General features: G+C 64.2%; 9 protein-coding genes. All 9 read right to left on the reverse strand.

What is annotated here, in order from left to right:
• Positions 1-191: 191 nt before the first annotated feature.
• Positions 192-1,337: a D-alanyl-D-alanine carboxypeptidase family protein gene (locus tag D0T21_RS31325; RefSeq protein WP_116994062.1), complete on the reverse strand. Its 1,146-nt coding sequence runs from the start codon at positions 1,335-1,337 to the stop codon at positions 192-194.
• Positions 1,338-1,385: 48 nt separating this feature from the next.
• Positions 1,386-2,051 (reverse strand): alpha/beta hydrolase, encoded by a 666-nt coding sequence (locus D0T21_RS31330; RefSeq protein WP_116994063.1) that lies wholly within the window; start codon positions 2,049-2,051, stop codon positions 1,386-1,388.
• Positions 2,052-2,068: 17 nt separating this feature from the next.
• Entirely contained in the window at positions 2,069-2,386 is a 318-nt protein-coding gene (locus D0T21_RS31335) for a ferredoxin (RefSeq protein ID WP_116994064.1), read from the reverse strand.
• A 41-nt stretch (positions 2,387-2,427) separates the two neighbouring features.
• Entirely contained in the window at positions 2,428-3,582 is a 1,155-nt protein-coding gene (locus D0T21_RS31340) for a VanZ family protein (RefSeq protein WP_116994065.1), read from the reverse strand.
• Between the two features lie 2 nt (positions 3,583-3,584).
• Positions 3,585-4,193, reverse strand: coding sequence for an ABC-type transport auxiliary lipoprotein family protein (locus D0T21_RS31345; RefSeq protein ID WP_116994066.1), 609 nt, complete (start codon positions 4,191-4,193; stop codon positions 3,585-3,587).
• An 11-nt stretch (positions 4,194-4,204) separates the two neighbouring features.
• The gene (locus tag D0T21_RS31350) at positions 4,205-5,143 is read right to left on the reverse strand and encodes an MlaD family protein (RefSeq protein ID WP_116994067.1); all 939 of its coding nucleotides are present in this window, start codon (positions 5,141-5,143) and stop codon (positions 4,205-4,207) included.
• Entirely contained in the window at positions 5,143-6,000 is an 858-nt protein-coding gene (locus D0T21_RS31355; protein ID WP_116994068.1) for an ABC transporter ATP-binding protein, read from the reverse strand. Before D0T21_RS31355 ends, D0T21_RS31350 begins: the two co-directional genes overlap by 1 nt.
• Positions 6,000-7,127, reverse strand: a complete 1,128-nt coding sequence (locus D0T21_RS31360) for an ABC transporter permease (RefSeq protein WP_116994069.1) — start codon at positions 7,125-7,127, stop codon at positions 6,000-6,002. The genes D0T21_RS31355 and D0T21_RS31360 overlap by 1 nt, the downstream gene beginning before the upstream one ends.
• Before the next feature lie 68 nt (positions 7,128-7,195).
• Positions 7,196-8,668: a B12-binding domain-containing radical SAM protein gene (locus tag D0T21_RS31365; RefSeq protein WP_116994070.1), complete on the reverse strand. Its 1,473-nt coding sequence runs from the start codon at positions 8,666-8,668 to the stop codon at positions 7,196-7,198.
• Between the last annotated feature and the right edge of the window lie 154 nt (positions 8,669-8,822).

The raw sequence follows: 8,822 nt of genomic DNA on the forward strand, positions 1-8,822 counted from the left end.
CTTATCTGACCCACGTGCTCCACGGCACTAAGTCTCATCAGCGTCACTCCGCCTGACCGCACCTACCTCCTTATTATCCGATGGAGATGCGGTACGCTCAATATACGAAGTCTGACATTCGGACACGGTCTCTGCCGTAATGCAGGTTACGGCAGAGTTCGTGTCCGAATGTCAGACTTGACCCCCGGGGTTTATTTCAGCCAGAGGCGGATCGAATCCCAGGCGCGGCCGAAGATCGAGGCTTGATCGACGGTTTCCAGCGCCACCACCGGCAATTCCAGCAGCGGCTTGCCGTCCACCATCATCTTCAGCGAACCGACGCGGCTGTTCTCGGCCAGCGGCGCGACCAGCGGGTCCTTGCGCTCCAGCAGCGGCTTCATCTTGGCGGCCACGCCCTTAGGCACCGTCACCAGCACGTCGTTGGCGAAGCCGATCTTGACCACGCCCTTGGAACCCTTCCAGATTTCCGGCGTCGCGATGGCCTGGCCCTTGGAGTACAGCTTGACCGTGTCGAAGTTCTGGAAGCCCCAGTTCAGCAGCTTCTGGCTTTCCTGCGTGCGCGACTGGTCGGACGAGGTACCCAGCACCACCGACACCAGGCGGCGCTCGCCGGCGCCGTTCGGACGGTGCGCCGAGGCGATCATGCAGTAGCCGGCCGCTTCGGTGTGGCCGGTCTTCATGCCGTCGACGGTCGGGTCCAGCCACAGCAGGCGGTTGCGGTTAGGCTGGGTGATCTTGTTGTAGGTGAAGCTCTTGACCGAGTCGATCTTGTAGAACTCCGGGAAGTCCAGGATCACGCGCTTGGCCAGCACCGACAGGTCTTGCGCGGTCGAATAGTTTTCCGGGCTCGGCAGGCCGTGCGGGTTGGCGAAGTGGGTGTTGGTCAGGCCCATGCGCTGGGCTTCCTTGTTCATCATCACCACGAAGGCGGACTCGTCACCTGCGACCGCTTCGGCCAGCGCCACGGCGGCGTCGTTACCCGACTGCACCATCAGGCCGTACAGCAGGTCGTTGATGCTGACCGGCGTGGCCGGGTCGATGAACATCTTGGAGCTGCTCGAATCGACCTTCCACGCCTTGGTGGAGACGTTGACCATCTGCTTCAGGTCGATCTTCTTGTCGCGCAGCGCGCCGAAGGTGACGTAGGCCGTCATGATCTTGGTCAGCGAGGCCGGTTCGATGCGGGCGTTCGGGTCTTGCGAGGCGATGATCTGGCCGCTGGTGGCGTCCAGCAGCAGCCAGGATTTGGCGGCGATGGTCGGCGGTGGCAGGGTTTGGGCGACGGCGGCGGACATCAACATCACACTGGTGGCCAGTGCCGCGATAATTTTTTTCATGGGTTGCTTTATTCGGTGAAAAGTTAAAGGCGTAGCGATTATAGGCCGTTAGTCGGCCGCTGCGGTGTCCGTTTCCGTCTCGGCAACATCGGTGCTGCGGTGCCAGAGCTGCGTCACCCAGCTCTTGATGTGCTGCAGTTTGCGGTGGAAGAAGTGGTCGGCGCCGGGGATCACGATGACCGGTATGTCCTGCGGGCGCAGCCAGTCCAGCACGTCGATCAGCGGGATGGTGTCGTCGTTTTCGCCATGGATCAGGATGGTGTCGGCCGGGATGGCGGCCATTTCCCACTTCTTGGCGGCGGCGCCGACCAGCACCAGGCGCTCGGCCGGCGTGCCGGCGGCGGCCAGGCGCTGCGCCAGCTGCGATTGCACGAAGGTGCCGAAGGAGAAGCCAGACAGCGCCACCGGCAGGCCCGGATATTTCGCCGTCATCCAGGCGTGCAGCACGGCCATGTCGTCGGTCTCGCCGTGGCCGTGGTCATGCACGCCTTCCGAGGCGCCGACGCCGCGGAAGTTGATGCGCGCCACCACGTAACCCAGGTTGACGAAGGTGCGCGCCAGCGTGACGGCGACCTTGTTGTCCATGGTGCCGCCGTACAGCGGATGCGGATGGGCCACCAGCGCGACGCCGCGCGGTGCGCTCTTCGGATAGTCGAGGATGCCTTCCATTTGGCCGGCGCCGCCGGCCAGGGTGAATTTTTCGTTCTTGTTCATTTGCTGTGGAAATGCGTTTAGATTTTGAGACGGTCGACAACCTTGCCCTGCACCAGATGGGTGTCGATGATTTCATCGATGTCGCTGGTGTCGACGTAGGTGTACCAGGTGCCTTCGGGATAAACCACCAGCACCGGGCCTTCTTCGCAACGGTCCAGGCAGCCGGCCTGGTTGATGCGGACATTGCCCTGGCCGTTGATGTTGAGTTCCTTGCAGCGCTTCTTGGCGTGCTTTTGCGCGGTTTCCGCGCCGTGGTCGCCGCAGCTGTTGCGGCCGTCGTCACGCTTGTTCATGCAGAAGAAGACGTGGTGTTTGAAATAAGGTGTGTCGCTCATCGCTGTTTCTCGGGGAAAGTTGTAGCCGCTATGATACCCGCTCAGGGCTTATTGAGCTTGTGTGAGGGCAGCCACAGGAACCAGACCGCGAAGAAGGGCCACAGCAAGGTCAGGAACTGGGCCGCGCCGTTGAAGTTGAGGAACTTGCCCTGCACCCAGGTCTGCAGGGTGGCGACGAAATACGGATTGGCCGGGGTGGTGTTGACGATCACCAGGCTCAGCAACAGCGTGGTGACCGCCAGCCGCCGCTGCGCCACGTGCGGCGCGAAGGTCAGGCCGGCCAGCATGATGGCGCCGATCAGGAAGCCGCCCTCGGCGCCCGGCGTGACCCAGACGAAGGCGTTTTCCGGCGAGAACAGCAGCGCCGTCGCCAGCGCCTTGACGACGATGGCCGCGCCTATCATGGCGGCCACCAGCAGGCCGCGCGGGGCCGGCTTGCGCAGCAGGCACAGCAGGGTCAGCGCCGCGCCCACCATGCCGCAGGCGGTGATGATGGTTTCGGACAGCCAGTATTGTTCCACCGTCAGGATGGCGTCCGGCCGCACGTAGCTGGCCAGGTCGATCTCGGTGTCGAGCAGCTGCGACAGCCATTCCGACAGGATGGGCAGCAGCTGGCCCAGGCCGAACAGAAAACTTTGCGGGTACATCTGCGCCAGCGGCCACAGCGCCAGCAGCACCAGGCCCTGGCTGGCGTGCGGTGCGAACCAGGCCTGGCGCAGGCGCTGCAACTGGCTGCGGTCCAGCAGGCGGCTCACCGTCAGCACGCCGATCACGGCGCCCAGCGCGCAGCCGGCGGCGTTGGTGTAGAAGTCCAGGTTGGAGGACACGCGGCTGGGCAGGTAGGTCTGCACGCCTTCCATCAGTCCCGAGATCAGCACGCCGCTGGCGGTCGCCATCAGCCAGGCGACGATGCCCTTGAAGCGCGGGTACAGCGAGTAGACGATCAGCGTCCCCAGCGGCATGTAGCCGACCACGTTGGTGATGGCGTCGAACTTGGTCCAGTAGCGCGGCATGGTGGTGTGTTCCAGGAAGATCAGCGGCGACAATCCCTGGTTGTGCCAGCCCGAGAACGGGAACCAGCTGGCGTAGACGATCAGCAGCACATAGGCCAGCAGCGCCGCCCGCGTGAACGGTGATGGCTTGCTGGCCGGCTCCGGTGCTGGCGGAGGCGGCGTGATGGTGGTGGTCTCCGTCATTCCTACTGCGGCGGCAGTGCCGTCAGCCATGCCAGCACATCGGCGGTGACGGCGTCGGTGGAGGCGGCCAGCGCGTGGGCGCCGCCGGCGGCGTCCGGGCTCGGGGCCGGGCTGCTGCGGCTGAAGGTCTTCTGGTCCACCAGCTTGTGGTTGCGGAACAGCGAGGCGCGCAGGCTGATGATGCCGGCGCTGCTGGTGGCGCTGTCGAAGTTCTGCGCGAAGTCGTTGACCTCCATGCGCAGCACGGTGGGGCTGGCGGCGGCGTCGGTGGTCGACAGCACCTTGACGCCGGCCTGCGCGATGCGCGCCTTCATGCGCTGGGTCATCAGCTGGAACGGCGTGGCGGTCCACTGGTTGTAGGCGTAGGGACGGGACTGGCGCGCGTCCGCGTACAGCAGGCGGTATTGCATGCGTTCCGTGTCGAGCGCGGCGGGGCCGACGATATCGGCGACGATGATGGAGCCGATGGCGGCCGGCGCTTGCGCCGGCGTCTGCGTTTGAGGCAGCGGACCGAAATCGTATTGCGCGGTCGTCTGGCCCTTGCTGGCGCAGGCGCCCAGCAGCGCGCCGAGAGCGGCGACGAGGATGGCGTTGCGGATGGCGGTAGTCATCTCAGTGATCCTTATTTGGACGAGGCGGAAAAGCCTTCTTCGCCGGGGCCGGGCGGGGTGCCGGGCGAACCGAAGATCAGGCTTTGCGGACGGTCGTTAATCTTGTTCATGGTCTTGCGCAGCGCGCGCATCGAGGCCTTGGTGTCGTCGGACAGCGAGTTCACTTGCGGCAGCGTGTCGAGTTCTATGCCGCCGGCCACCGCTTCCACCGAGCCGCCGATGCGGTCGGCGGTGGCGGCGATGCGGGCGATCGGGCCGTCCGGCGCCTGCAGGGTTTTCACCAGGCGGTCGGAATCGGTGGCCAGCGTGTTGAAGGAGTTCAGCGTGCGTTGCGTTTGCTCGGTCAGTGCCGGCAGCTTGGCGATGGTCGGCTCCAGCTTGGATGGCAGCTCGCGGTAGGCGTTGGCGGTGGCGCTGACGTCGGCGAAGGCGCCGATGATGGTCTTCTGATTCTCAGGGCTGAGCAGGTTGTTGAGCTTGCGCGTCACTTCTTCGGACTGGGTCAGGATTTCCTTGCCGCGCTTTTCCAGCTGGTCGAAGAAGCCGGCGCGCAGCGGGATGCGGGCCGGGTTGTCGCTGTTGGTGGCCAGCAGCGGCGAGCCGACCTTGTCGTCGTCGAGCTGGATGAAGGCGATGCCGGTCACGCCCTGGTAGCCCAGCGTGGCGAAGGTGGTCCTGGTGATCGGCGCGTCGGTGTTGATGTTGAGGGTGACCAGGATCTGGCCGGCCATCTTGGGATCGAAGGCAATGCTGGCGACCTTGCCCACTTCCAGGCCGCGGTAGCGCACCGGCGCCTGCGGGTTCAGGCCCGGCACCGATTGCGCGGTGGCGATGACGTAGGGCGCGCGTTCGACGCGGTCGCGGTTGAACCACAGGCCGAACAGCACGGCCGCGATCAGCAGCGTGAGCGTGAAGAAGCCGGTGGTGAGTGCGTGGGATCTGTTTTCCATCAGTGGGACTCCGTGTTGGTTTTTTCGTCCAGCGCTTCCAGCGCGCGGCGGCCGCGGTCGCCGAGGAAGAACTCCTTGATGAACGGGTGATCGATTTTCAGCAGGTCGCGCAGCGGGCCAAGCGCGATCACATGTTTTTCGGCCAGCACGGCGATGCGGGTCGACAGGGCGAACAGCGTATCGAGATCGTGGGTGACCATCACCACCGTCAGCCCCAGTTCGCGATGCAGCGATTTGATTAGCGAGACGAAGGCCTCGGACAGGTCGGGATCGAGGCCGGCGGTCGGCTCGTCGAGGAACAGCAGCTTGGGTTCGAGCGCCAGCGCGCGCGCCAGCGCCACCCGCTTGACCATGCCGCCGGACAGGTCGGACGGCATCTTGTTCGCGTGTTCGGGGCCCAGGCCCACCATGTTCATCTTCAGCAGCACGGCGTCGAGGATCAGGTCCTCTGGTAGCGTGTGCAGCTCGCGCATCGGCTGGGCGATGTTGTCGAACACCGTCAGCGCCGAATACAGCGCGCCCTGCTGGAACAGCATGCCCCAGTGATTGCGCAGCTGCTGCAACTGCTCGGAGCCGACTTCGCTGATGTCTTCGCCGAACACGCGCACGCAGCCGCGCGCCGGCGTTTCCAGGCCCAGCATCTGGCGCAGCAGCGTGGTCTTGCCGGTGCCGGAGCCGCCGACGATGGACAGGATCTCGCCCTGTTCAATCTCCAGGTTCAAATCCTGGTGGACCACGGTGCGGCCGTACTTGGTCCACAGGCCGGTGATCTCGACGATGGGCACGCTGCCGTCGAGCGTCAGTTCGCCGGTGCCGGGGCCGCAGGCTTTTTCGGGGACGAGTGCATGGCTGACCATCAGAACCCCACGCCGCTGAAAACGATCGCAAACACGGCGTCGGCCAGGATCACCGCGGTGATCGCCGTGACCACCGAGGTGGTGGTGCCGCGACCAAGGCTTTCGGTGTTGGGCTTGATGCGCAGGCCGAAGTGGCAGGACACCAGCGCGATCAGGATGCCGAACACCACGCCTTTGCCCAGGCCTATCATGTAGTTCGCCAGCGGCACCGCATCCGGCAGCTTGAGGATGAAGTACTGCGGCGACAAATTCAGCTCGACCTTGGCCGACACCATGCCGCCCAGCAGTGCGATGGTGTCGGTCCAGATCACCAGCAGCGGCATGGCGATCGCCAGGGCCAGCACTTTCGGCATGATCAGGCGGAAGCCATGCGAGATGCCCATCACCAGCATGGCGTCGAGTTCTTCGGTCACGCGCATCACGCCCAGTTGGGCGGTGATGGAGGAGCCGGAGCGGCCGGCCACCAGGATCGCCGCCAGCAGCGGGCCCAGTTCGCGGATGATGCTCATGCCGAGCAGGTTGACCAGGAAGATGTCGCCGCCGAAGTTGCGCAGCTGCTGCGCCGACAGATAGGAGAACACCACGCCGATCAGGAAGCCGACCAGCGCCGTGATGCCGAGCGCCTGGAAGCCGGCGTGGAAGATATTCGCGGAGATTTCCTTCCAAGGCCCGCGCATGGGCGCGCGCAGGAAGCGCCAGAACTCCTGCACCACCTGGCCGATCAGCGCGGTCAGGGCGATCAGGTGCTGGAAGAACAGCAGCATCGCGAAGCCGAGCTTCATCACCCACGTCAGGCGTTGCGCGCGGGGGCGCGGCAGTTCGAGCTTGCCGGTGGTTTCGAGCCGGCTGAAGAATTCTTCCTGGCCGGGCGCCAGTTGCAGGTTGGCGGGGCGGGTCTTGCCCCAGGCGTTCCACAGCAGCTGGGCGCCGATGTGGTCCATGCTGTCGATCGCCGTCAAATCCCATTTGACGTTGTCGGCCTTGAGGGTCTTGATCAGCGCCGTGATGGTGGCCATCGTCTTGCCCTGCGCCAGCGCGTGCACTTGCCACGTGCCGCCTGCGGCGACCGAAGGCCCCTTGGCGGCACCGGGATTGAGAGTGAGTGTGGGCTCTTTGGCAATAGGCATTTCGTCAGTTTAAGGGAGTTTCGCCCCGGCGGCTACCAATGGATGTGCAGCGGGGTGCGCTCCCGCACTCAGGCGGCCAGCCGGCGGGCCTGCCGCTTGGGTGCCGGAGTTTCGACCGGTTTCGGCTTGGCGCCCGCATAATCGCTGGCCAGCAGCGCTTCGGCGGCATCCTTGTCCATGCCCTGGCTTTGCAGGTATTTGCACACCATCGCCACCAGGCGCTCCAGCGCGATGCGGTGGGTGGCGTCGGTATTGGCGTACAGCCAGTCGGCAAACGCCATGAAGCGGCCGAAGGCGTCGTCGCCCAGCAGCACCGGCAGTGTGTGGCCGAAGCGGCCGGAGTTAGCCACCAGGTCCCAGTAGCGGGCGAAGCGTACCAGGCGCTGCATGGTCGGGAAGTCGATGTCGCGGTTGGCGAGGATGGTGTACGGCGCATAGGGCTCGAACACCAGGCCGAATTCCTGCGTGTGGCGGATGATGGGCGTGCCGCGCAGGCGCTTGAGGATGCCGAACTGGATCTCGTGCGGATTCAAGGCCCACAGCTTGTTGAAGCCGGCGGCGAAGCTTTCCACCGTTTCGCCGGGCAGGCCGGCGATCAGGTCCACGTGCATGTGGGCGTTGGAGTGGTCGGTCAGCCAGCGGATGTTGTCGGCGGCTTTCTGGTTGTCCTGCTTGCGGCTGACCAGCGTCTGCACCGCCGGGTTGAAGCTCTGGATGCCGATTTCGAATTGCAGCGCGCCGTGCGGGAATTTGCTGATGCCCTCTTTTAGTGCATCCGGCAGGTGGTCCGGCACCAGCTCGAAGTGGGCGTAGACCGGATCGTCCGGGTTGGCTTCCAGTTTATCAAGGAAGAACTGCATGATCTTCAGGCTGGTCTTGATATTCAGGTTGAAGGTGCGGTCGACGAACTTGAACAGCCGCGCGCCGCGCGCATGCAGCGACTCCATCTCGGCCAGGAAGTTATCCAGCGCGAACGGCCACGCCGTCTTGTCCAGTGCAGACAGGCAGAACTCGCACTTGAACGGGCAGCCGCGCGAGGCTTCCACATAGATGGTGCGGTTCTTGATGTCGTCGTCGGTGTAGAGCGAGTAGGGCAGTTTGATCTCGGCCATCGGCGGTTGCACGCCAGCGTGGATTTTCATCAGTGGCTTGGGGCCGTGAATGATCTCGCCGCACAGCTTGGGGAAGGTGACGTCACCCCAGCCGGTAATCAGGTAATCGGCCAGCTTGACGATTTCCTGCTCGTTCGATTCGTAGGATACTTCCGGACCGCCCAGGACCACCACCACATGCGGCGCCACGCGCTTGAGCATGGCGACGACTTTGGTGGTTTCCTCGACGTTCCATATATAGATGCCGAAACCGACGATCTGCGGCGCATGCGCCAGGATGCGCTCGACGATCTCGGTGGTCTTCGCGCCGATGACGAATTCCTGCAAGCGGGTCTGCTCCTGCAGCTCTCCCATATTCGCTAATAGATAACGCAGTCCCAGCGAGGCGTGGGTATAGCGGGCGTTGAGGGTAGTGAGCAGAATGGACATGACGTACTTATGTTTCGGTGAAACCGCTATTTTACCCTTGCCAGCGTGGATGCCCTTTGCTATAGTTCGCCTCCCCGCAAAACGCAGCATGCAAATGCAGCGAAGAGCGGAGAAAAAGAGGGTTGACGAAAACGGCGAAACGCCTCATAATCTT

The sequence above is a fragment of the Duganella sp. BJB476 genome, from assembly GCF_003416895.1.
Classification (GTDB): Bacteria; Pseudomonadota; Gammaproteobacteria; order Burkholderiales; family Burkholderiaceae_D; genus Rugamonas.